This is a genomic window from Pantoea sp. WEP, assembly GCF_041678305.1.
GTDB lineage: Bacteria > Pseudomonadota > Gammaproteobacteria > Enterobacterales > Enterobacteriaceae > Pantoea > Pantoea dispersa.
The window spans coordinates 1,642,950-1,665,431 of record NZ_JBGNXB010000001.1 but is presented as its reverse complement, the minus strand read 5'-3'; the positions used below and the strand labels follow the sequence as shown (position 1 = coordinate 1,665,431).

20 protein-coding genes and 1 tRNA gene are annotated in these 22,482 nt (G+C 57.6%); 9 read left to right on the top strand and 12 right to left on the bottom strand.

Translation table 11 applies throughout. The annotated features are described in order from the left end of the window. Positions 1-8 precede the first annotated feature (8 nt). Entirely contained in the window at positions 9-1,493 is a 1,485-nt protein-coding gene (locus ABVR31_RS07550; RefSeq protein WP_021509786.1) for a sugar ABC transporter ATP-binding protein, read from the bottom strand. A 32-nt stretch (positions 1,494-1,525) separates the two neighbouring features. Further along, a complete protein-coding gene (locus ABVR31_RS07545) occupies positions 1,526-2,449 on the bottom strand; it encodes a sugar ABC transporter substrate-binding protein (protein WP_058757339.1) in 924 nt (307 codons plus the stop codon). Between the two features lie 507 nt (positions 2,450-2,956). On the opposite strand from ABVR31_RS07545, the gene ABVR31_RS07540 reads away from it, so the two are divergent. Beyond that, positions 2,957-3,032, top strand: a tRNA-Asn gene (locus tag ABVR31_RS07540). Between the two features lie 148 nt (positions 3,033-3,180). Here the strand turns inward: ABVR31_RS07540 and ABVR31_RS07535 are convergent. Then, complete coding sequence (locus ABVR31_RS07535) at positions 3,181-4,071, bottom strand: SDR family oxidoreductase (protein ID WP_372772296.1); 891 nt, start codon at positions 4,069-4,071, stop codon at positions 3,181-3,183. Between the two features lie 99 nt (positions 4,072-4,170). Here ABVR31_RS07535 and ABVR31_RS07530 point away from each other — a divergent pair, with 99 nt between their 5' ends. Beyond that, on the top strand, positions 4,171-5,106 hold the full coding sequence (locus tag ABVR31_RS07530) for an AraC family transcriptional regulator (protein WP_288445238.1): 936 nt from the start codon (positions 4,171-4,173) through the stop codon (positions 5,104-5,106). A gap of 21 nt (positions 5,107-5,127) precedes the next feature. On the opposite strand, the gene ABVR31_RS07525 is transcribed toward ABVR31_RS07530, so the two are convergent. The 4 genes from ABVR31_RS07525 to ABVR31_RS07510 form a co-directional block, all read right to left on the bottom strand. Continuing rightward, the gene (locus ABVR31_RS07525; RefSeq protein WP_159378481.1) at positions 5,128-5,889 is read right to left on the bottom strand and encodes an SDR family oxidoreductase; all 762 of its coding nucleotides are present in this window, start codon (positions 5,887-5,889) and stop codon (positions 5,128-5,130) included. 170 nt (positions 5,890-6,059) lie between these two features. Continuing rightward, on the bottom strand, positions 6,060-6,713 hold the full coding sequence (locus ABVR31_RS07520) for a methionine ABC transporter permease (RefSeq protein WP_058771108.1): 654 nt from the start codon (positions 6,711-6,713) through the stop codon (positions 6,060-6,062). Beyond that, positions 6,694-7,818 (bottom strand): methionine ABC transporter ATP-binding protein, encoded by a 1,125-nt coding sequence (locus ABVR31_RS07515; protein ID WP_288421894.1) that lies wholly within the window; start codon positions 7,816-7,818, stop codon positions 6,694-6,696. Before ABVR31_RS07515 ends, ABVR31_RS07520 begins: the two co-directional genes overlap by 20 nt. 11 nt (positions 7,819-7,829) lie before the next feature. After that, on the bottom strand, positions 7,830-8,657 hold the full coding sequence (locus ABVR31_RS07510; RefSeq protein ID WP_088518052.1) for a MetQ/NlpA family ABC transporter substrate-binding protein: 828 nt from the start codon (positions 8,655-8,657) through the stop codon (positions 7,830-7,832). A 212-nt stretch (positions 8,658-8,869) separates the two neighbouring features. Here ABVR31_RS07510 and ABVR31_RS07505 point away from each other — a divergent pair, with 212 nt between their 5' ends. The 3 genes from ABVR31_RS07505 (at position 8,870) to ABVR31_RS07495 (ending at position 11,822) form a co-directional block, all read left to right on the top strand. After that, complete coding sequence (locus ABVR31_RS07505; protein WP_021509768.1) at positions 8,870-9,511, top strand: TetR family transcriptional regulator; 642 nt, start codon at positions 8,870-8,872, stop codon at positions 9,509-9,511. Between the two features lie 78 nt (positions 9,512-9,589). Continuing rightward, entirely contained in the window at positions 9,590-10,972 is a 1,383-nt protein-coding gene (locus ABVR31_RS07500; protein ID WP_141495247.1) for a D-arabinono-1,4-lactone oxidase, read from the top strand. A 22-nt stretch (positions 10,973-10,994) separates the two neighbouring features. Next, positions 10,995-11,822 carry a glycosyltransferase family 8 protein gene (locus ABVR31_RS07495; protein WP_372772292.1) on the top strand — a complete coding sequence of 276 codons (828 nt, stop codon included), beginning with the start codon at positions 10,995-10,997 and terminating at the stop codon, positions 11,820-11,822. Positions 11,823-12,376: 554 nt separating this feature from the next. Here the strand turns inward: ABVR31_RS07495 and ABVR31_RS07490 are convergent. Beyond that, positions 12,377-13,399 carry an LLM class flavin-dependent oxidoreductase gene (locus ABVR31_RS07490; protein ID WP_021509376.1) on the bottom strand — a complete coding sequence of 341 codons (1,023 nt, stop codon included), beginning with the start codon at positions 13,397-13,399 and terminating at the stop codon, positions 12,377-12,379. Positions 13,400-13,616: 217 nt separating this feature from the next. On the opposite strand from ABVR31_RS07490, the gene ABVR31_RS07485 reads away from it, so the two are divergent. Together ABVR31_RS07485 and ABVR31_RS07480 are read left to right on the top strand one after the other, a co-directional pair. After that, on the top strand, positions 13,617-14,684 hold the full coding sequence (locus tag ABVR31_RS07485; protein ID WP_141495594.1) for a fatty acid desaturase: 1,068 nt from the start codon (positions 13,617-13,619) through the stop codon (positions 14,682-14,684). Further along, positions 14,581-15,366: a phosphate/phosphite/phosphonate ABC transporter substrate-binding protein gene (locus ABVR31_RS07480; protein WP_058757328.1), complete on the top strand. Its 786-nt coding sequence runs from the start codon at positions 14,581-14,583 to the stop codon at positions 15,364-15,366. Before ABVR31_RS07485 ends, ABVR31_RS07480 begins: the two co-directional genes overlap by 104 nt. 39 nt (positions 15,367-15,405) lie before the next feature. On the opposite strand, the gene fusA is transcribed toward ABVR31_RS07480, so the two are convergent. Continuing rightward, positions 15,406-17,505, bottom strand: a complete 2,100-nt coding sequence (gene fusA, locus ABVR31_RS07475; protein ID WP_058771101.1) for an elongation factor G — start codon at positions 17,503-17,505, stop codon at positions 15,406-15,408. A 211-nt stretch (positions 17,506-17,716) separates the two neighbouring features. Here fusA and ABVR31_RS07470 point away from each other — a divergent pair, with 211 nt between their 5' ends. Then, entirely contained in the window at positions 17,717-18,628 is a 912-nt protein-coding gene (locus tag ABVR31_RS07470; RefSeq protein WP_215800855.1) for a ketopantoate reductase family protein, read from the top strand. Between the two features lie 215 nt (positions 18,629-18,843). Here the strand turns inward: ABVR31_RS07470 and ABVR31_RS07465 are convergent, their stop codons facing one another. Further along, a complete protein-coding gene (locus ABVR31_RS07465) occupies positions 18,844-19,614 on the bottom strand; it encodes a YdcF family protein (protein WP_058757325.1) in 771 nt (256 codons plus the stop codon). Positions 19,615-19,713: 99 nt separating this feature from the next. Between ABVR31_RS07465 and ABVR31_RS07460 the strand changes: the two genes are divergently transcribed. Further along, the gene (locus tag ABVR31_RS07460) at positions 19,714-20,781 is read left to right on the top strand and encodes a LacI family DNA-binding transcriptional regulator (RefSeq protein WP_372772289.1); all 1,068 of its coding nucleotides are present in this window, start codon (positions 19,714-19,716) and stop codon (positions 20,779-20,781) included. A 43-nt stretch (positions 20,782-20,824) separates the two neighbouring features. Here the strand turns inward: ABVR31_RS07460 and tmaR are convergent, their stop codons facing one another. Further along, on the bottom strand, positions 20,825-21,145 hold the full coding sequence (gene tmaR / locus ABVR31_RS07455) for a PTS system regulator TmaR (RefSeq protein ID WP_021509369.1): 321 nt from the start codon (positions 21,143-21,145) through the stop codon (positions 20,825-20,827). A gap of 171 nt (positions 21,146-21,316) precedes the next feature. Continuing rightward, complete coding sequence (locus tag ABVR31_RS07450) at positions 21,317-22,375, bottom strand: FUSC family protein (RefSeq protein ID WP_021509368.1); 1,059 nt, start codon at positions 22,373-22,375, stop codon at positions 21,317-21,319. Between the last annotated feature and the right edge of the window lie 107 nt (positions 22,376-22,482).

Genomic DNA, 22,482 nt, shown 5'->3' with positions numbered 1-22,482 from the left:
CTCGTGCCTCACTCGGATGCCAACGACAAAATGGTTTCCTGGTCGGCCTCTTCTTTATCGAGGATGCCGGTTATACGTCCGCCGTGCATCACCATCACCCGGTCGCTCATGCCGAGAATCTCCGGCAGCTCAGAGGACACCATGATGATGGCCACGCCACGGTTAGCCAGTTCACTGATCAGGCGGTAGATTTCGGCTTTGGCGCCAACATCAATGCCGCGGGTTGGTTCATCGAGGATCAGAATCTTCGGTTGCGCCAGCAGCCAGCGCGCAATCAGCACCTTCTGCTGGTTACCGCCGCTGAGGTTATTGATGATCTGATCCATGGTCGGCGTTTTAATATTGAGTTTGCGGATCTGCTCCATGCAGTCCTGCGCCATCTTCATGTGGCTAACGAAACCGCTTTTGCCGATGTAATCGGGCATGTTGACGATGCTCATGTTCTCCAGCACCGACAACACCAGAAACAGCCCGGACTTTTTGCGGTCTTCGGTGAGAAACGCCATGCCCTTCTCAATCGCCGTTGACGGCGAATCGATTTTCACCGGCACACCATCAATCAGCACTTCACCGCTGTCGAAGCTTTCCATGCCGAACAGGCTCTCCATCACCTCGCTGCGTCCGGCACCCACCAGCCCGGCCACGCCGAGGATCTCGCCTTTGCGCACGCTGAAGCTGACATCGGTAAAGCGGTCTTTGCAGGTCAGATTGCGCACCGTCAGCACTTCTTCCCCGATGGCACTGTTGAATTTAGGGAACAGCTGCGTCAGTTCGCGTCCCACCATCTGGGTGATCAGCGACTGACGGGTAAAGGCGGTGGTGCTGTTGCTGCCGACCCAGGTGCCGTCGCGGAAGATGCTGATCTCATCGGTGATGGCAAAAATTTCATCCATTTTATGGCTGATATAGATGATGGCTTTGCCCTGGGCACGCAGGTCGCGGATGATGGTGAACAGATGCGCCACTTCAGTTTCCGTCAGCGCCGAGGTCGGTTCATCCATAATCACGATGTCGGAGTTCCACGACACCGCTTTGGCAATTTCCACCATCTGCTGGGACGCAATGCTGAGCTCGCCGACCAGCCGATCGGCTTTCAGACGGATATTAAGTTTGTTAAGCAGTTCCTGCGTCTGCTGGTTGAGCTTGCCGTGATCGACAAAGCCGTATTTCATCGGTTCACGACCGAGCCAGATATTCTCCGCCACGGTCATGTAAGGCACCAGATTCAGCTCCTGGTGAATCATGGAAATGCCGGAACGCAGCGCGTCCATGGTGTCCTGAAACTGCACCGGCTCCCCTTTAATGCGGATGGTGCCCTTATCGGGACGATACATCCCGATAAGGCATTTCATTAAAGTGGATTTGCCCGCGCCATTTTCACCCATCAGGGCATGTACCGACCCCGGCTTAATACGCAGTGAGACATTGTCGAGTGCCTTCACTCCGGGGAAGAACTTGCTGATGCCTTCGGCTTCAAGCGCAAAAGCGGTCATACATCACCTCCGTACGGCTTAAGGGGGAGCGATTATTTCTGGTTACGGTTTTCGAACTGCGCCATGTTGTCTTTGGTGATCAGCTGGTAAGGGATGTTGATGATTTTTTCCACTTTTTCGCCGTTCGCCAGTTTCACCGCAGTCTGTACGGCACCTTCGCCCTGACCTTTCGCATCCTGGAATACGGTGGCAACCATTTTGCCATTCTTCAGCATTTGCAGCGCATCAGGCGTACCGTCCACGCCGGCAATCAGGATGTGGTTCGGGTTTTTACCCAGCGCCTGCAGCGCACCAATCGCCATTTCATCGTTGTTTGAGGCAATGGCCTGGATATCGTCACCGGCGGTCATCCAGTTGCTCACCACGTCTACCGCATCGTTACGCGTAAACTTGGCGGTTTGCTTCTGTACTACCTTAATGCCCGGATATTTGGCGACCACCGCTTCGACGCCTTTAGTACGGTCACGGGTTGATTCGTTCGCCAGGTCGCCCATCAGGATCGCCACGTTGCCTTTGCCGTTCATCGCTTTGGCCAGTGCTTCCATCTGCAGACGGCCCGCCAGTTCAGAGTCGGAGCCGACGTACGCCATCTTGTCGGTCAGCTGACCCGCCGGTTTGCGGTTGACGAATACCAGTGGAATACCGGCTTTGGTCGCGGCATCCATGATCGGCTTCACCGCGTTAGTATCGACCGGGTTAACGACGATGGCGTCGACGCCCTGGCCGATGAAGTTTTGTACCTGCTGCAGCTGCTGAGAGACGTCGCCTTTGGCATCTTCCACCTGGCCTTTCACGTTGTCTTTTTGCATCTCTTTTTGCATGGCTGTGCGAAGGATGGTGAGGAAGTTGTCATCAAACAGCGCCATAGAAACGCCCACCTGGATATCTTTTGCCATCACAGCGGCAGGTAACATGCAAGCTAACAGGGAAGTCACTAACGCTTTTTTGAATTTCATAGGTAACCCTTCTTATTTGTTAACGTGCTCAGGTTGGCTGAGTCCGCGAATGAAAAATATCTTTTACATTCACTCAACGTCGCTGGCGTTTTTTTTCTGTTCGTAGAGGTAAGGCTTCTGGTCTGACGCTATCGGTACCGTGCTGCTCCTTTTTTCAACATCTTCCTTATCAATATGTTACTTTCGAAAGAAGCGTTGAGCGGACAAAACTCGTTTCGGGCGTGATGATAAGCAGTTCATTTGTTTCATCATCTCTTCTTTTGAAATTTTCATCATAAAAGCACTGAAACGATTGTTTTAAAATCGGCAAATAACAAAACTTTGACACGCATCTAACATCTCAAAGGAAATGCGTTTAAAGTGAGATCTTGCTGGCAGTTTGAAATCTGCCCATTCAAGGCAGAAAAGCAGCAATCCGCTGCTTTTACGCGCACTTAAACCAGAAGTGTGCGATCGGGCTTTGACAACGGGGATCGGCATCGCTAATATTCGCCTCGTTCCAACGATTCCTCTGTAGTTCAGTCGGTAGAACGGCGGACTGTTAATCCGTATGTCACTGGTTCGAGTCCAGTCAGAGGAGCCAGATTCAAAGAAGCCCGCTCAGGGAAACCTGAGCGGGCTTCTTGTTGTGGTGAGTTTGCTGGGCGATGGAGGGTGTCACGCGCCGTAACGCGCCGCAGCGACGGCCGTGCCCTGCGCATAACTAAGGAGGCTGCTGTGCCGCTATGGTGTTACGCTAATCTGAAGTAGCGTTCCAGATCCTGCAGTAAACCCGGATGCGAAGGTTGCCAGCCGGTACGCTGCCGGGTTGATTCTGCTGATGCACGCATATCCATGGTAACGAACAGCGCCAGCCAGCCAAAGTGGGCACTGGCTTCTTCGCGGGTCAGTTGCACGACAGGAACACCCAGGCCCGCTCCGATGTCTTCGGCTATGTTGCGCAATGAAATACCCTGTTCCGCAACGGCATGGTAACGCTGGCCAGGCAGCGCTTTCTCAAGCACTATCCGATAAAGTGAGGCAACATCAGCAACATGCGCCGCAGCCCATTGATTGTTTCCCTCTTCCACATAGGCTGAAACGCCTTTTTCTCGCGCCAGCTGGATTAACGCTGAGACGAACCCCTGTTTTACCTCGTTGTGCACTTGAGGCAACCGGATGATGGAAACATTGACGCCACTGTCTGCGACCTGGGCTGCCGCTATTTCGGTCGATTTGCGCGGATTTTGCGTCGACGGGTCGTAAAAATCCTCGCTGGCAAGCTGACCCGGTGCGGAACTGCCCATGGCCGCAACTGAAGTGATAAGTAATGGTCGCGTCGAATCCAGTAACCCCTTACCTAAGGCTGCAATTGCCTGCATTTCCTGCATTGCCGTGTCCTGCGGGTGAGCAAAAGCGTGGTCATAAGCGCAGTGGATCACCGCGTCAGCGGCGCGGGCACCCACGGTCAGACTCAGAAGATTCTTCAGTTCGCCCCGGTGCGCGTCCGCGCCAATACGATTGAGACGCTGGACAGTCTGCTCCGAACGAGCCAGTCCGGTGACATGATGACCCGCCTGAATCAGCTCAGCGGCGATCGCCATACCGATAAACCCGCTTGCACCTGTTATGAACACATTCATTACAATCCCCTTATCGATGGTCTGGGACAAAAACGTCCCGGTGATAAGCAGATTAAAATATGAATAATGGTACGGTCTCTGCTATAACGAGGTAATTTTATGCAGATCGTACGGAATTTTATGGATCCCCTTTCCGAAGTGCTTACTCTGCTCAGATTGCAGGGGGCTATCTCAGGCGGTTTTCCAGTGGAAGCACAGACCGCGCTGGTGTTTGCGCCTCATCAGGGCATCAAATGCTACTGTGTTGTGGAAGGTTGCTGCTGGGTAGCGGTTGATGGAAACCAGCAGCCTCTGTTACTGGAAACCGGCGACTGTGTATTTCTCACCTCTGGCAAATCCTTTAGTCTGGCCACCCATCCCACAGCGAAAAGACAGCCTTTTGTACCGCCCGACAGCGAAACGGGCGCGCTGACGCAGGTCACGCCCGATCAGGGTGCTTTTATTCTCGGCGGTCGATATACCTTCGATAGCGCACTGGCAGATATCCTGCTGCAGGCTCTGCCCGCGATCATTCCCGTCAGGCAGGGCACGGGAACCAACATTATGCGCAGTGCGATGGAATGCCTGAGAGAGGAGATACAAACTTCGCAGCCAGGCGGCGTTTTACTCTCGCAGCAACTGGTGCAGATTATGCTGGTGCAGGCGCTCAGGGTATTTCTTCAGCAGGAAGGTGAAGAGCGTATTGGCTGGCTATTTGCCCTTTGCGATCCTCAACTCAAAGCCGCACTTAATTTAATGCATGCCGATCCCGCGTTCCCGTGGACGTTGCAGGAACTGGCCCATCGGACGGGGATGTCGCGTACGGTATTCGCGAAAAAATTTAAATCCCGGGTGGGGATGACGCCGATGCGATACCTGTCGAGATGGCGAATGCTGCTGGCAGGGGAGCGCCTGAGAAGCTCGCGCGAACCTATTTCGCAGATTTCATTTTCTGCCGGATATGATACAGAAAGCGCATTTGGACGCGCGTTTAAAAAAGAGTGGGGATGCTCTCCGCGAGAGCATCGTCAACAGCAACAAAACGCCACGTTGTGAGTAAATATTGCACTATCAGGCTTAATTATTTTGCCCCGCGAGGCGATCGTTAAACGCCTGATAAAAGGCAGTATAATCTCCGCGAGCGGCAAAGCGCTGAGGCTTAACCCTTTCTACCAGCACCTCGGCAGTGTCCGGCTGTTCCTGCAATATTTGCAGCGTTTCCTGCATATACTCAGCCAGTGGCATCGCTGCCGGATTCGTTGCGTGCTGCCTGCCCATCAATTCAGTTTGTACCAGCGGTGGAACCAGTTCCGTTACCTGAATAGCGGTATCACGCAATTGATAGCGCAGACTCTGCGTCCAGGAGTGAATTGCCGCTTTGGTGGCACAATACGCAGGGGTAAGCGACAGGGGCACAAAAGCGAGACCGGAAGAAACGGTCAGAATAGCGGCGCGGGGTTGCGCCAGAAAATGTTCAATTAGCGCAGCCGTTAAGCGAATCGGCCCTAATAAATTGGTGGTGATTTCTGCTTCAGCCACAGTGACGTCACCCCTTTTCAGATCTTCCCTGCGCATAATGCCGGCGTTATGGATCACCACGTTCAGTGCCGGCCAGCGCTGAATGACAGTTTGCGCACCGCTGAGAATTGAATCATGACTATCCATATCCATTACGATGGCGTGCATGCCAGGATTGGCTGCGATAGTTTCATCCAGTACCTCTTTTCGCCTGCCAGCAATAATAACCTGATTACCTGCAGCCAAAAGCGCTTCAGCCATAGCACGTCCTATGCCTGAACCGCCGCCGGTGATCAAAATGGTGTTACCGGTTAATTCCATAAAACTCTCCTTAACGTGCAATTAACGATCCGAATGGATATTTGCGATGCGATAAGGAGAGTATATTCAGGTTGCCGATCGGCTACTCTTCAGAAGGTACGTAATACTATGCTGAGAATACCTGTCTGACATGGAAATGTGTCCCGCGCAGAGGAACGGAAAGATTCCGTTTACCGCCTGTCAATGCGCTGCACCAGCCGATCGCCGAGCCACTGGATACCGCACACCAGCACGATCAGTACGGCGATCACTGCCACCATCACCGCCGTGTCAAAACGCTGATAACCGTAGCGAATTGCCAGGTCGCCCAGACCGCCCGCCCCGATGGCACCCGCCATTGCCGAGGCGCCGATCAGCGCCACCAGCGTGACGACAAAACCGGAAAGAATGCCCGGCAGCGCTTCAGGAATCAGCACCTCCCAGACAATACGTAATTTGCTGGCGCCCATGGCACGCACCGCATCAATCAACCCGCGATCGACATCGCGCAGTGAAACTTCCGCTACCCGGGCAAAATAGGGCGTGGCGGTGATCGATAACGGCACAATTGCGGCCCAGGTGCCCAGAGAGGTGCCGACCAGCAGACGGGTAAAGGGAATCAGCGCCACCAGCAGAATAATGAACGGCAGCGAGCGAAAGCCATTGATCACCACGCCCAGCAGGCGGTTGATGCTCCGGTTTTCAGCAATGCCGCCGGGACTGGTGGTCACCAGAATCAGTCCCAGCGGTAATCCGGCCAGCAGCGAAAACAGGCCGGCCACCGCCGTCATCAGCAGCGTTTCACCCAACGCGTTGAGCAGTAAATCAATCATCACTGGCGACATAACCGACCAACTCCACCTGTGCCTGCTGCGCACGCAGCCAGCTGAGAACCTGATACTCATCGGCAGCGTTGGCGGCCGGGAGCGCAATAAAGAAACGCACTACCGCGTAGTGCTGAATGTGGTCGATGCCCCCCTGCAGCAGGCGAAATTTACCGGGCAGAGCGCTGGCAAACTGCGTCAGCAAATCCCCCTGCGCCGCCACGCCAGCAAAGTGAACGCTATAGATCGCCTCACCTTCACGCTGTTCGCTGAGCCGCGCTGCGAGATTCTCCGGCAGCTGCGGCAGCAGCCCGCGCAGCAGCGTGCGCGTCAGCGCGGATTGCGGATGGGCGAACACCTGCCACACCGGGCCCTGCTCGACAATCTCCCCGGCGTCGATGACGGCCACGCGATGCGCCACGGATTTGATCACCTCCATCTCATGCGTGATCAGCAGAATGGTGATACCAAGCTGCTGATTGAGCGATTTCAGCAGCGCGAGAATCGAACGGGTGGTTTCCGGATCGAGCGCCGACGTGGCTTCGTCACACAGCAGCAGCGCCGGGCTGGCGGCCAGCGCACGGGCAATGCCGACGCGCTGTTTTTGTCCACCGGAGAGCGCCGCCGGATAGTGTCCGGCCTTGTCGCTCAACCCCACCAGCGCCAGCAGTTCCGCTACGCGCTGGTTGCGCTGCGCCTTTTCCATGCCGGCTATTTTCAGCGGCAGCGCCACATTCTGTGCCACGGTTTTTGCCGACAGCAGATTGAAGTGCTGAAACACCATGCCGACGCGACTGCGCACCGCCTGCAGCTGCTGTTCCGACAGACCGGTAATACGCCGCCCTTCAATCTCGATTACGCCTTCGTCGGGCTGCTCCAGCCCGTTGAGACAGCGAATCAGCGTCGATTTTCCGGCGCCGCTGCGCCCAATCAGGCCAAGGATTTCGCCTTTTTGCACCGTCAGTGAGACATTGCGCAGCGCCTGTGTCTGGCCGAAACGGCGCGACACGCCCTGCAAACGCACCACGTTGCTGTGCTGCGCCACGCGATCGCGTACTGTTGCCTCTTCGATCACGCCGCGCGCCACGGCGGTCAGGGGCACGGTGGCCTCGGAAAATAGCGTCATGGATGGGTTCCTTACCAGGCGGTTTCGCCCGTGCCTTTATAGACCTTGTCAAACACCGTTTTGACGGCATCGTTCTGGTACGATGCCACCAGGGTTTTCACCCACGGGGCGCTGGCGTTCTCTTTTTTCACCGCGATAAAGTTGTTGTACGGGTTGTCTTTCACCGGCTCCTGCGCGATACGATCCGCCGCGGTCAGACCGCTTTTCAGCGCCCAGTCGGTATTGACCACTGCCGCATCGAGATCCGGCACCGAGCGACCAATGATGCCGGAATCCAGCTCTTTGATTTTCAGGTGATGGGGATTGTCAGTGATGTCGGCCGTGGTCGCGGCAATGCCGACGCCCGGTTTGAGTTTGATCAGCCCCTGTTGCTGCAGCAGCACCAGACCGCGTGCCTCGTTCGACGGATCGTTAGGCACGCCGATTACCGCTCCGTCTTTCAGAGCGGCGGCGCTTTTCACTTTCTTCGAATAGAGACCGATCGGCCAGACGGCGGTATCGCCGACGCGCACGATATCGTAATGATTGACCTTGATTTGATTATTCAGGAACGGCTGATGCTGGAAGGCATTGGCATCCACTTCACCATTCTGTAACGCTTCGTTGGGCTGATTATAATCATTGAAAATCACGGTTTTCACCGTCAGCCCTTTCGCGGCGGCCTGCTTTATTACTTCACGCCAGACGTCTTCGTCCTCGCCGCTCATGATACCGACCTTCACCGCGGTTTTATCCGCCGCCTGCGCCACTGAAAACGGCGCGACCACGCTGCCGGCAACCAGTAACGCGCCGACGGTTAACAACAATTTATTTTTGGCTGATACAAAGCGTGTGTGCATAAATTATTTCCTGAGTGTTATTATTACGCGAGTCAAAATAAGCTGCCGTGATCGACAGATACGCGCAGTATACGCAGTTGCTTATTCCAGCATTATGATTTATCCGGGAATGCTATTCCTGAAATGAATAAAGCCATGCCGCCGCTCATCGCGCCAAAAGGCCCCGGGCGGCTGTGCTACCATGCCTGTTTGATTGACCGTTATTGAGCGCTATGTCGGATACCACACCCAAACGTAAAAATGACCCGGAAGGGTTGAAAAAACGCATCCTCGCGGGTGCGCTGCAAACCTTCGCCGAATACGGTATGCAGGGCGCGCGAATGGAGCAGATTGCTGAACTGGCACAGACCACCAAGCGCATGGTGGTGTATCACTTCATCAACAAAGAGAAGCTGTATATTGAGGTGCTGGAGCAGGTGTATCAGGCGATCCGCCAGCATGAAACCGGCCTGAATCTTACTACGCTGGAACCGGAAGAGGCGATGATCAAACTGGTGGAAGCCAGTTTTGACTATCACGTCACGCATCCCGATTTTATGCGCCTGGTGTGTACAGAAAACCTGCTGCGCGGGCGTTACATCATGCAGTCGGAGCGCATCAAAGCGATGAACAAAAGTACCCTCGATTTGCTGGATGACATCCTGTCCCGCGGCCAGCGTCAGGGCATCTTTATTGACGGCCTGGATACCGTGGACGTACACCGCCTGCTCAGCAGTATTTGTGTACATCACGTCTCCAACCGCTACACCTTCCACACGCTGTTTACCCCCCACGACAGTGAAGAGGACAGTATTCGCCGCAACCGTCAGCTGGCGGTGACGGCCACGCTGCGCTATATCCGCAAAGCCCCGTAATCTGCGGGTTCGCTGTGATGGTCTACGCTTGATCAAATAAACGGGACCGTGACAGACCTCAGATTAAGGAACGCTGTAGTGAAGAAAGATGCTCTCCTCTATCCGTTACGCAACACGCAAAATACCGATGACACGCCTGCGCTCTGGAACTGGGCGCAAAATTCGGTAGTTGGCCAGCGCCAGCAGTTGCATCAGCCGCGCAGTGAAGCTGAGTTGCAACAGCTGTTGCGTGACTCGCACGGCAAAGTGCGCGTGCTCGGCAGCCGTTTGTCGCCCGGTCGCATGCTGTGCGTACAGCCGCAGGACGTACTGCTGGATCTCAGTGCGCTGCGCGGCATCCTCGCTCAGGATGAAGAGAGCGTAACGTTTGCCGCGGGCACGCCGCTACAGCAGGTGTATGACAGCCTGACAAAGATGGATCGCATGCTCGCCTCTTCGCCCGGCGTGATAGCGGTGCAGACGCTGGCCGGCGCGCTGGCAACCGGCACCCACGGTCAGGGCCTGGCACAGAGTTCGCTGGCGGACGAAGCGCTGCATATCCGCATGGTGCTGGCCGATGGCAGCGTGCGCGAGTTTCAACGCGACGACGCCGATTTCCCGGCGGCGATGGTGTCACTTGGCGCGCTCGGCATCGTCACCGCCATTACCTTGCGCACTCAGCCATTTCGCCTGTTTACCTGCCATAAATTCGCGGCGTCTGCCGATTCACTGGAGCAGGATTTGCTGACGTGGAATGAGCAGCACGAACTCAGCAAAGCCTGGTGGTTTGTCGATGACAACCTGATGCATGTCTGGAACGCCGATGTCGCCAGTGCCGAGGACAGCCAGGCGTGGTACGACCATCAGCGCGAAGTGATTGAGCACGGCGATCAGGCCGACAGCAGCCTCAACGACACCATTGATCAGACGCTCGAACACATGCATCGCGACACGCAGATTCACGGTAAAGGCGGCAAACAGTTCCGTACCGTCACCCGCTTCCGTGATTTCACCGACATCAGCGGCGATATCTACCAGCTGTTTTGTCGTGGCATTGCCGTACCGCAGATCAACGTTGAGATTGGCGTGCCGCTGGCCAAAACGCCGGAAATTATCAGCAAGATCAAAGCCTGGTACGCGCAGAATCGTCCGCACATGCACTATCCCATCATCCTGCGCTGTACCGGCGCTTCACAGGCGTGGATGAGCCCGGCGCATCAGCAGCCGACCTGCTTTTTTGGCTTCGTGGTGTATTACGCGGATGACGGCTCGCTGTCGCAGGACGGACTGCATTTCCTCACCGAAGTGGAAAAACTGCTGGCGGCGGAAGGCGGACGTCCGCACTGGGGTAAATATTACGATCCGCAGCGCTATCAGTGGCGCGCCATCTATCCGCAGTGGGATGCGTTTCGTGCGGTGCGTGAACAGCTGGATCCGACGCACCGCTTTAGCAATGACTATGTCACGGCTTTGTTTGATTGATTGAGTTTGATGGGGAGAATTTATGTACGCCTGGGTAACGCTGTTAACGCAGCCGGAATATTATGTCGGGGTGAAAGCGCTGCATCGCTCACTCAAACGCAGCGAAACGCGCTGGCCGCTGATTGTGATGGTCACCGATGCCATCGACCTGAGCATGCGCGAAGCATTACAGGCGCTGGGCTGCGTGATCCATCCGGTCCAGCCGCTGATGCCGGACGCCGCGCTGGAGCAGCATTATGCCTCGGCACAGTTTGGTGAAGTGTGGAGCAAGCTGCGCGCCTGGGAGCTGACCGGCTGCGAGCGCGTGGTGTTTCTTGATGCCGATATGCTGGTGCTGCGCAACATGGATGAGCTGTTTACGCTTGACCTCGGCAAGCATGCGCTGGCGGCCTGTCACGCCTGCCGCTGCAACCCGAACCAAATCGCCAGCTATCCAGACAGCTGGCAGCCGGAGCATTGCCATTATACCTGGCAGGCGCGCGGTGAAACGCCTCCCGCCGGTCTTGATAACTATCTCAACGGCGGCTTTCTGGTGCTGCAGCCGGATCAGGCGGTATTCGACTGGCTGCAGCAGAAAGTGGCTGAGATTGACGACCTGCGCCGCTATCCGTTCTCCGAACAGGATTTGCTCAATGAAGTGTTTGCCGGGCGCTGGCTGCCGCTGCCGTACATCTACAACGCGCTGAAAACCCTGCCGTTCCAGCATGCCGGCTTATGGCATGACGACGAGGTGAAGAATCTGCACTACATTCTCGCCAAACCGTGGAAGCGCGATCTGAACCAGCCAGAGGCGCAGCGCGACCGTTATTATGCGCTGGATAAGCTGTGGTGGGAGCTGGGCGCGGATTAATGGCTGGTAGCGGCGCGATTTATCGCGCAATGGTTGGTCGCCATAAATGGCGACCCTACAGAATCTAAAAAGGGGTCAAAGCCTTTGCTGAATTTCCCAGGGTGCGCATTTATGCGCACCTGGTAACGGCGCGATTTATCGCGCAATGGGTTGGTCGCCATAAATGGCGACCCTACAGGGTTGAATACGGGTTACAAGGTCTGGGTGCGTTCGTGAAGGACGCGTTGTCGCCATCAATGGCAACCCTGCAAAATCTAATACGCGTCAAAAGACCTTGCCGCATTTCCCAGGGTGTGAATTTATGCACACCTGGTAGCGGCGCGATTTATCGCGCAATGGTTGGTCGCCATCAATGGCGACCCTACAGGGTTTAATGCGGGTTACAAGGTCTGGGTGCGTTCGTGAAGGACGCGTTGTCGCCATCAATGGCAACCCTGCAAAATCTAATACGCGTCAAAAGACCTTGCCGCATTTCCCAGGTTGCGCATTTATGCGCACCTGGTAGCGGCGCGATTTATCGCGCAATAATTGTGCGCTTCCCTGCGCACTGTCGCTTAACGCCAGCCGAGCTCTGGCGCGACGTGGGTCAGAATGCTGTCGATCACGTGCGCACAATAATCCACGCCAAGCTGATTAGGGATGGTCAGTAACAGGGTATCGGCTTCCGCAATCGCTTCATCCTGTGCCAGCTGTTTGATCAGCTGCTCCGGCTCTGCGGCATAGCTACGCCCAAAGATGGCGCGGGTTTTCTCATCGAGGAAGCCGACGGAATCCTGCTCCTGTCCGCCGCGACCAAAGTAAGCGCGGTCGGTGTCGTTCATCAGGGCAAAAATACTGCGGCTGACCGACACGCGCGGCGCACGCTGATGCCCTGCCGCCTGCCAGGCTTCTTTATAGGCGCGAATCTGCTTCGCCTGCTGCACATGGAACGGTTCGCCGGTCTCGTCATCCTTGAGCGTCGAGCTCTGCAAATTCATCCCCAGCTGGGCCGCCCAGATCGATGTGGCATTCGAGCCGGAGCCCCACCAGATACGCTCGCGCAGGCCTTCGGAATACGGCTCGAGGCGCAGCAGTCCCGGTGGATTCGGGAACATCGGCTGCGGATTGGGTTTAGCAAACCCTTCGCCGCGCAGCACTTCCAGCAGCTCTTCGGTGTGACGACGTCCCATATCCGCATCGGTTTCCCCTTCGCGCGGATTGAAGCCAAAGTAGCGGTAGCCTTCAATCACCTGCTCCGGCGAGCCACGGCTCAGGCCGAGCTGCAAACGGCCGTTGGCGATCAGGTCCGCTGCCCCGGCGTCTTCCGCCATATACAGCGGATTTTCGTAACGCATGTCGATCACACCGGTACCAATCTCGATGCGGCTGGTTTTGGCACCGACCGCCGCCAGCAGCGGAAACGGTGAACTCAGCTGGCGGGCAAAGTGGTGTACGCGGAAATAGGCACCGTCGGCACCCAGTTCTTCGGCGGCGACGGCCAGGTCAATCGACTGCAGCAGCACATCCTGCGCCGAACGGGTGGCCGAGTGTGGTGACGGGGTCCAGTGACCGAAAGATAAAAAACCAATTTTTTTCATGCTAAATGCTCCTCGCGGGCCAGAACGGCGCCGGCGTCATCAATCAGAATTCGATGAGGTAAGGTTACGCCTGTGCGAAGAGGACTGATAGCCAATAGTTTTCGCGCGCTTCTTCAACTTTTTTGCATAACAAAGCAATTTTCCGTCTTTGTGTTTATCACGCGTATCGCGCATCGTGAGCGCATCTTTTCCCGTCTCGCTGACTGAATTCATGAACATGGTCAAAGGAACCTCCGCCTACCTCAGTACCCAACAGCGCGAAGTGGTGCACCAGCTGGCGCGCAGCTGGCTATGGCGCAGCGAATTGCCGACCTGGCTGTTAATCATTACCGTTTATAGCGGCTGGTTCGCCAGCGTGCTGTACTGGCAAACGCTGGGCCTGCCCCTCGCCACGCTGCTGCTGATCCTGTTCACCACCTGGTATTTGTCGCTGCAGCATGAACTGATTCATGGCCATCCGACGCGCCTGCCGCGCCTTAATCAGCTGTTTGGCACGCTGCCGCTGGCGGTGTGGTATCCGTATGGTCTCTACCGGGATTCGCACCTGGCGCATCACCGCAACCACACCCTGACCGATCCGCATGATGATCCGGAAACCTATTATCTGTCGCCGGCGCACTGGGCACGGCTCAAACCCTGGCAACAGCGCGTTATCCATCTGCGTAATACCTTTCCGGGTCGTCTGCTGCTGGGACCGCTGCTGGATATCCTCGCCACGCTGCGCGCGCTGACGCAAAGCGTGGTGCAGCGCGACGTGCCGGCGATGATGATGTGGCTGGTGCACCTGCTACTGCTGGCCGGACTGTTTTACTGGATCAGCCTGCGCGGCTTTTCCCCGTTGTGGCTGGTGCTGGCGGTGAGCTATCCGGCGCTGATGCTGACCAAGGTGCGCTCATTTTACGAACATCGTGCCGATGAGGCGCCACTGGCGCGCTCGGTGAATAACGAAGCGGCCTGGCCGTGGCGCCTGCTGTTCCTGAATCTCAACTATCATTCTGTACATCACGATCTGCCCGGTTTACCCTGGTACGGTCTGCGCAAAGTCTATTTGCTCTACCGCGACGGCTACTATCAGCGTAATCAGGGTTTTCGCGTTGCCGGTTACGGCGAATGGATGAAGCGCTTCTGGCGTCAGCCGATCGACGTTAACGCCCACCCGGGACACCACAAGGACGCACAGAATGCACATCATCTCTTTACCGATGTACGACATCGACCACCCGAGCACGCTGGCCATGACCTCAGTGCTGACGCGGCTGCTGGCGAAGCGCGGCGTGCAGGCTGAGGTACAGTGGCACGACGACCTGCTGCCACACTGGCGTGATGACAATCTACTGCTGAGTCAGACCTGCGGCTATCCGCTGGTCGCGCTATTGCCTGACGTGCAACTGGTGGGCACGTTTCAGTCCAATGCGCCTGGCTGCCATGACCTGCGCTATCGCAGCTGGCTGGTGGCGCGGCAGGAAGATGAGAACCTGAGCCTCGCCGATTTCCGCGGCCGTCGCGCAGTGTGCAACAGCAATGACTCACACTCCGGATACAATTCGCTGCGCTACGTGGTCGCGCCGCTGGCCCAGGACGGCAAATTCTTCGCCACTACCCGGTTCAGCGGCAGCCACCGCCAGTCGCTGGCCGCGCTGCGCGCCGGACAGGCCGACCTCGCCGCGATTGATTGCATCACCTGGGCGCTGCTGCGCAAATACCGGCCGCAGGAGCTGCAGGGCTTAGCCATCATCGGCGAAACCCCGCTGTGTGCCGCGCTGCCGCTGATAACCTCAGCGAAAACCGACAGTCTGCTGCTGGAAAAGCTGCGCAGCACGCTGTTTGAGCTGGCCAATGTGGAGGACTACAAGGATGTGATGAAGGCCAACCTGCTGGCGGGCTTTTCTGTGCCGCAGCGCGACTGGTTTGACGAGGTTAAACGCTGGGAAGATGACGCCGCCGCGCTGGGCGTGACGGCGCTGTAAATAAAGCACTAACCGGCGGCATCCCTGCCGCCAGCGGGCTTACTGAGCGCGAGCAGCGATAATCGCCTCTGCGACGTTACGCGGTGCTTCGGCGTAGTGGGCAAACTCCATGCTGTACGTGGCGCGGCCCTGCGACATTGAGCGTAGCGTGGTGGCGTAGCCAAACATCTCGGCCAGCGGCACTTCAGCACGGATAATGCGCGCGCCGAAACGCTCGTCCATGCCCTGCAGCGTGCCGCGCCGGGATGACAAATCGCCCATCACGCCGCCGGCGTACTCTTCCGGCGTCTCCACTTCCACCTGCATCACCGGTTCAAGTATCACCGGATCGGCCTGCTTCGCTGCCGCTTTGAAGCCAAAGATCGCCGCCATGCGGAACGCCATCTCGGACGAGTCAACGTCGTGATAAGAGCCAAACGTCAGCGTAGCTTTGATGTCGACCACCGGATAACCGGCCAGCACGCCGCTGTTCAGCGCTTCGCGAATGCCCTTCTCCACCGAAGGAATGAATTCGCGCGGTACCACGCCGCCTTTGGTCGCGTCTTCAAAGGCGAAACCGCTTCCGGCCGCCTGCGGCTCGAGCGTCAGCACCACGTGACCATACTGGCCCTTACCGCCCGACTGACGTACAAATTTCCCTTCTACCTCGCGCACCGTTTTGCGGATGGTCTCACGGTAAGTTACCTGCGGCCGGCCAATATTGGCTTCCACGCCAAACTCGCGTTTCAGACGGTCGACGATGATTTCCAGATGCAGTTCGCCCATGCCGGAAATGATGGTCTGACCGGACTCCTCATCGGTGTGCAGCCGGAACGACGGATCCTCTGCCGCCAGCCGCTGCAGCGCCAGCCCCATTTTTTCCTGATCGCCTTTGGTCTTTGGCTCTATCGACAGCGAAATCACCGGATCGGGAAATTCCATGCGCTCCAGCGTGATTACCGCATCAGGATCGCACAGCGTTTCGCCGGTGGTGACCTCTTTCAGCCCGACGCAGGCGGCAATATCGCCGGCGCGGATCTCATCAATTTCGATGCGATCGTTAGCCTGCATCTGCACGATGCGGCCAATGCGCTCTTTACGCCCTTTCACCGCGTTCCACACGCTGTCACCCTTGCGCAGTACGCCAGAATAGACGCGCACAAAGGTCAGCTGACCGACGTAAGGATCGCTCATCAGCTTGAACGCCAGCGCCGAGAAAGGTTCCTCATCGTCAGCATGGCGTTCGTCGTGTTCGCCGCGCTCGTTGATGCCGGCGACCGGTGGCACGTCGAGCGGTGAAGGCATCAGTTCGATGACCGCATCGAGCATGCGCTGCACCCCTTTGTTTTTAAACGCGCTGCCGCACAGCATCGGCTGGATTTCGCCCGCCAGCGTGCGCTGCCGCAGCCCGGCAATCACCTCGTCTTCACTGAGATCGCCCTGCTCCAGATAGCGATCCATCAGCGTTTCGCTGGCTTCTGCCGCTGCTGCCACCATGTTTTCCCGCCACTCCGCCGCCTGCGCCTGCAGCGCGTCCGGAATCGGCGCATAGCTAAAGCTCATGCCCTGGCTGGCGTCGTCCCAGTAGATGGCGCGCATTTTGTTGAGATCGATGACCCCGCTGAACTGCTCTTCAGCGCCGATGGGAATGACAATCGGCACCGGATGCGCCTGCAGGCGATCTTTCATCATCTGCACCACGCGGAAAAAGTCCGCGCCCTGGCGGTCCATCTTGTTGACGAACGCAATGCGCGGTACGTGGTATTTATTCGCCTGCCGCCAGACGGTTTCTGACTGCGGCTGAACGCCACCGACCGCGTCGTACACCATCACGGCACCATCCAGCACGCGCATTGAGCGCTCCACTTCAATGGTGAAGTCAACGTGTCCGGGAGTATCAATGATGTTGATACGGTGCGGCGTGAAGCTGCCGTCCATGCCCGGCCAGTAGCAGCTGACCGCCGCCGAGGTGATGGTAATGCCGCGCTCCTGCTCCTGCGCCATCCAGTCGGTGGTTGCCGCGCCATCGTGCACTTCACCCAGCTTGTGGCTCATTCCGGTGTAAAACAGGATGCGCTCAGTGGTGGTGGTTTTACCGGCATCGATGTGCGCGGAGATGCCGATGTTGCGATAACGTTCGATGGGGAGGGGTCGGGGCATGATGCGTCCTTAGTCTGTTGACGAAAAAAACCGGCAGGCACCATTGCCCGCCGCTGTGCCCCAGCATAAACCCATTGTACGAATGAATACGAACAGTTTGAGCTTTTTTTGCTCATCGCTGAGATTGTCACGGTTTTCCGCATTTGCGGTGTGGCGCAGTGACGCGCAGCGCTTTAAGGTAAGGCTTTCATGCTTAACGGGAAAACAGTCCATGCGTATTCTGATTGTGGGAGCCGGTGCCACCGGCGGGTACTTTGGCGCGCGCCTGGCGCAGGCCGGCCGTGATGTGACCTTTCTGGTGCGCGAGCGCCGCCAGCAGCAGCTGCAACAGACCGGACTGATGCTGCAAACGCCGGAAGGCAGCACGGTGCTGCAGCCGCAGCTGGCGCTGGCCTCGACGCTGACCGGTGATTACGATCTGATTATCCTGACGGTGAAAAGCTTTGCGCTGGAACAGGCGATGGAAGACATCGCCCCGGCGGTTGGGGCGCAGACGCTGATCATGCCGATCCTCAATGGTATGCGTCACATTGATACGCTGCGCGCACGTTTCGGTGACAAGGTGATTGGCGGGCTGTGTAAGATTCACGCCACGCTGGGCGAGCACGGCGAAGTGATGCAGCTGTCGCCGCTGCACGTGCTTTACTACGGCGCGCTGGACGGCAACAACGATGCCCGTCTGGCGCGCGTGGATGCCGCGCTGCGTGATGCGCAGTTTGATAGCGTATTCGCCGATAACATTATCAGTGAGCTGTGGGAGAAGTGGCTGCTGCTGAGCACGCTGGGTGCCGTGTGCTGTGTGGCGCGCGGCAATACGCAGCACATCCTGCGTTCAGCCGGTGGTGAAGCGCTGTTACAGGGCATTTTCGCCGAGGTGCTGGCGGTGATCACCGCCGATGGCTACCAACAGCGTCCGGCCGTGACGGCGAAGATTTATGAGACGCTGAACAATCCTGATGCGGCGATGACCTCATCCATGTACCGCGATTTAACCCAGGGCTATGATATCGAAGCCGATCAGATCATCGGTGATTTGCTGGTGCGCGGCGCACGCCATGCGGTGGCGACGCCGCTGCTGAACGCGGTGTATGTGAATTTGCAGGTGTATTTGCAGACGCGGTGATCGGTCCGGTGCGTGGCGTGCCAGGTGCGCATGAATGCGCCCCCTGTTATTTGTGCGACATGTCATTGCGGCACCAGCCAGTCGCACAAACCGTAGCGGCGCGATTTATCGCGCAATGTGCATTTCCGCACCGCGGCCGGTTGCGCAATAAATTGCGCCGCTACGGATAGTGCAAATTATTATTTTACTCAATCACATATGCTTTAGGTGACGGCTTAACCCAACCGCGACTGCACGCCGGGCAGCTGCATCAGGCGCTGCCAGGCTGCTTCGACCGCGTCGGGTACATCAACGTGACCGAAGAACCCCTTGCCGTTCGGGCCGTAGCCGCTGGCGTCGTCACGCAGGCGCTGCACCTCGCCCATCAGCAGCGACAGGAAACGCTCCACTGACCACAACCCCTGCGGCGGCGCGCCAACGATGCGCAGCATGCCCGCATCCATCATCACCTGCGGCACAAACACCGGCCAGCTGATGAATTCCGGCGCATGCTCACGATCGCGCCACTGCCAGCGGAAGGTCTCCCAGCTGCGGCGCTGCATCAACGGATCCTGCACCAGCAGTACGCGCTGCGGCTGCCACTGCTGCTCATCCAGCAGGCGCTGGCTCAGGGCGGCATTTTCGCCACAGTTGCGCGAGGCGGTTTCCAGCAGCAGCTGATCGTCAGGCAGCTCCGCGAACACGCGCGCCATCTCGCCCAGCAGCTGCGCTTCGCCCTTGCCGGCGGTGTCGATCTGGCGATAGAGCGGATGGCTGGCAATCATCGCGGCCAGTAGCGCGGTTGAGTGACCGATGCCGCCGCTGATCAGCAAGGGCAGCTGATATTTCTTCGCCAGCGCAATTACCGCTTCGACGTTCGGCAGCACCGCATGTCCGGCAAGTATGGCTAAATCGACCTCCAGCGTACCGTCCTTTGGCAGCTGATCGAGCGCCAGCCAGGCGGCAATGGTGTTGATATCCTGAATTTGATGGTCATTGAGCTGCATCACTTTCTCCTTGCGTTATCACTGGCAGTGTAACGCCTTAATACCGCGACGGCAGGGAAAAATTTGCTACACTCGCCGCATTCTCATCAGGAGGGATCAATGACAGCGCGTTCCGTAACGCTTGACGATGTCGCCCGGCTGGCTGGCGTCTCCTATCAAACGGTTTCCCGGGTGCTGAACCATTCGGCGCAGGTGTCACCCCGCACCCGTGCGCGGGTGGAAGCCGCGATGCAGCAGCTCAGCTACGTGCCAAACCGGGTCGCGCAGCAGCTGGCCGGCAAGGCCACGCGCACGCTCGGTCTGGCGACCAGCGATCTGGCGCTAATGGCGCCAGCGCAGATTGCTTCGGCGATTCAGCAGCGCGCGGCGGCGCAGGGCTATCATCTGGTGATCGCCATGGCCAATGCCACCAGCCACGCACAGGACACGGTACATGAACTGCTGGCGCAGCGCGTCGATGCTCTGCTGATCAACCTGCCGCTGGATGCCGCGCAGGCGGCGCAGATTCAGCAGCAGTGCGGCAGCAAACCGACGCTGTTTCTGGATGTGGAGCGCAGCGCGGCCGTGGCGCAGTGTCAGTACCGGAGCACCAGCGGTGCGCAGCAGGCGGTGGATCATCTGGTGGCGCTCGGCCACCGGCAGATTGGCGTGCTGAACGGGCCTGCCAGCTCCGCGTCAGCGCGGGCGCGATTTAGCGCCTGGCAACAGGCGCTGGCGCGTCATCAGCTGGTGCCGGACTGCGTACTGAGCGGCGACTGGAGCGCAGCGTCCGGCTATCAGGCGCTACTGACACTGCTGCCCGACCAGCTGCCGCAGGCGCTGCTGGTGGCTAACGATCAAATGGCGCTGGGCGCGATGCGCGCGCTGCATCAGCATGGCGTACGAATTCCGGCGGAGATGTCGATCATCGGTTACGACGATACGGCGGAGAGCGCGTGGTATCAGCCACCGCTGACCACGGTGCGCCAGGATTTACAGCAGTTAGGCACGGTGAGCGTCGATCGTCTGCTGGCGCAGCTGGAGGGAGAGATGCCGGACAGTCAGCCGCTGGAGACCGAACTGGTCCTGCGCGCCACCACGGCGCCGCCGTTGCAGCAGCAGGTGGATGTGGCGGAGATTGCGCAGCAGTTACAGCAGCTGGCGCGGGCATTAAAAAGGTCGCCGTAAAGGGCGACCCTGGAACAAAACGCGGCTATCGAGCCCGTGAAGCTTACTGCCCTTTTGGTTCGCCCATCGCTTTGAGCTTTTTCGACAGCTCGCGACGCTCTTTCGACAGATCGGCGTTTTTGATGATGTACTCGTCCACGCGATCTTCATAATCCACGCGCATGCTGGCGATGATTTCCTGAATCGCTTCCACGCTCATACCAGGTTTGATGTACTCGCTCAGGTTGTCCAGCAGCAACACACGTTTCTGGTTATCACGGATTTTCTTTTCGTTGTCCGTAATTTCGCGCTGCAGTTTGTTTTTACGACGAAACATACGCACAAACTCCAGTACGTCCTGAAATGATTGCTTGGCATTTTCCATGTTGGCACCTTTCTTGTGGCCTGCCGCGGCAGGCAAAATAGTCATAAACCGGGAAGACATTTAGCTTAGCGGCTTATAAGCCGGGTTCGCAATTTTCACCGCTAAATTCGGACTGGCACTTATCTTAGCGCAAAGAAAGGGCAATTCGCACTAAGTCATTGCCTGAGAAAACTATTTGCGCAGCGCCAGACGCACCAGGTCTGTCATGCGCTCCAGCTGGCGCGCCTGCTCCAGACTCAGCCAGACGTAACCGTAAATCGCGGTAGTCTCCAGCCGCGCGCTGCCGTTGGCGATCAGCGCTTCCAGTTCCTGGGTAATGGCTTCCAGCTCGTGGCTGTTGGCAATCACCTGTTCGGTCTCGCCTTTCACCATCAGCGCCGCCAGCGCGTTCAGGGTGTTCTCGGTCATCTGCTGCGTGCGGCGTAGCGTCGGCGCGTTAAGTAAAATCAGATGGCTTTCGCGCGATGCCCACCAGGCTTCAATCTGCATCTGCATGGTGTTAACCATATTACGGTTAATGGTCTGAATGGCTTCAAACACCGATTTAGGGATGCGCGTCTCTTTGCTCGCCGGCTCCAGCAGCGCGCGCATTTTGATCACGCTGGTGAGCAGCTTCTGGAAGCGCGGATTGAGGCGCGGCTTCTCCACCAGATTGGCAGAAAAGCCAGCGTGATGAATCTTCGCCATGTTGATAAAGGCGTCCGACAGCTGAATGCGCCAGTGAGTATAGGCGCGCTGCGCCCAGATGGCACTGAACAGCAAGGCCATCAGTGAGCCGAGAATCACATCGCCGCCGCGCCACAGCGCCACGGTGAAATCGCCGGCCGGCGCGCCGACCACCACGCCGAGCGTGATGCCGATCAGCAGTGCCATATACGGGTGTTTGCCCAGCGTCAGATAGCCGCAGACGATCATCACGATAAAGCACCACACCAGCATCAGCGGCAGTGACAGCAGCTCCAGCTTCAGCGCGATCAGCCCTGATATCAGCCCGGCAAAGGTACCGCTGATACGCTGCACCACGCGCGGCAAAACATTGCCCCAGGTGGAGATCGGTCCCATCACCACCACCAGCGTAATCAGCGGCCAGGTGCCTTCCGGAATATCGGTCAGACGGACAAACAGAAAGCACAGCACAAAGGCGATAGCGATGCGTACGCCGTGCACGGCGCGGTAGTGGCGGTAAAACCAGAACTCAATCGGAGAGATGGGCTTGTCAGCGCGTAACATGGTGGTCCGGATGCGATAAAAATTTGCGCGCTATGTTACCCTGGCACAGCACGAACATTGAGGGGCTGGCGCAACTTTTTGCGCAATAATACAACTGCGCTACATCT

Bases quoted from the DNA above. Each gene is read 5' to 3' on its own strand.
- ABVR31_RS07550 (WP_021509786.1), bottom strand. From the start codon at position 1,493: ATGACCGCTTTTGCGCTTGAAGCCGAAGGCATCAGCAAGTTCTTCCCC.
- ABVR31_RS07545 (WP_058757339.1), bottom strand. From the start codon at position 2,449: ATGAAATTCAAAAAAGCGTTAGTGACTTCCCTGTTAGCTTGCATGTTA.
- ABVR31_RS07535 (WP_372772296.1), bottom strand. From the start codon at position 4,071: ATGAATGTGTTCATAACAGGTGCAAGCGGGTTTATCGGTATGGCGATC.
- ABVR31_RS07530 (WP_288445238.1), top strand. From the start codon at position 4,171: ATGCAGATCGTACGGAATTTTATGGATCCCCTTTCCGAAGTGCTTACT.
- ABVR31_RS07525 (WP_159378481.1), bottom strand. From the start codon at position 5,889: ATGGAATTAACCGGTAACACCATTTTGATCACCGGCGGCGGTTCAGGC.
- ABVR31_RS07520 (WP_058771108.1), bottom strand. From the start codon at position 6,713: ATGTCGCCAGTGATGATTGATTTACTGCTCAACGCGTTGGGTGAAACG.
- ABVR31_RS07515 (WP_288421894.1), bottom strand. From the start codon at position 7,818: ATGACGCTATTTTCCGAGGCCACCGTGCCCCTGACCGCCGTGGCGCGC.
- ABVR31_RS07510 (WP_088518052.1), bottom strand. From the start codon at position 8,657: ATGCACACACGCTTTGTATCAGCCAAAAATAAATTGTTGTTAACCGTC.
- ABVR31_RS07505 (WP_021509768.1), top strand. From the start codon at position 8,870: ATGTCGGATACCACACCCAAACGTAAAAATGACCCGGAAGGGTTGAAA.
- ABVR31_RS07495 (WP_372772292.1), top strand. From the start codon at position 10,995: ATGTACGCCTGGGTAACGCTGTTAACGCAGCCGGAATATTATGTCGGG.
- ABVR31_RS07490 (WP_021509376.1), bottom strand. From the start codon at position 13,399: ATGAAAAAAATTGGTTTTTTATCTTTCGGTCACTGGACCCCGTCACCA.
- ABVR31_RS07485 (WP_141495594.1), top strand. From the start codon at position 13,617: ATGGTCAAAGGAACCTCCGCCTACCTCAGTACCCAACAGCGCGAAGTG.
- ABVR31_RS07480 (WP_058757328.1), top strand. From the start codon at position 14,581: ATGCACATCATCTCTTTACCGATGTACGACATCGACCACCCGAGCACG.
- fusA (WP_058771101.1), bottom strand. From the start codon at position 17,505: ATGCCCCGACCCCTCCCCATCGAACGTTATCGCAACATCGGCATCTCC.
- ABVR31_RS07470 (WP_215800855.1), top strand. From the start codon at position 17,717: ATGCGTATTCTGATTGTGGGAGCCGGTGCCACCGGCGGGTACTTTGGC.
- ABVR31_RS07465 (WP_058757325.1), bottom strand. From the start codon at position 19,614: ATGCAGCTCAATGACCATCAAATTCAGGATATCAACACCATTGCCGCC.
- ABVR31_RS07460 (WP_372772289.1), top strand. From the start codon at position 19,714: ATGACAGCGCGTTCCGTAACGCTTGACGATGTCGCCCGGCTGGCTGGC.
- tmaR (WP_021509369.1), bottom strand. From the start codon at position 21,145: ATGGAAAATGCCAAGCAATCATTTCAGGACGTACTGGAGTTTGTGCGT.
- ABVR31_RS07450 (WP_021509368.1), bottom strand. From the start codon at position 22,375: ATGTTACGCGCTGACAAGCCCATCTCTCCGATTGAGTTCTGGTTTTAC.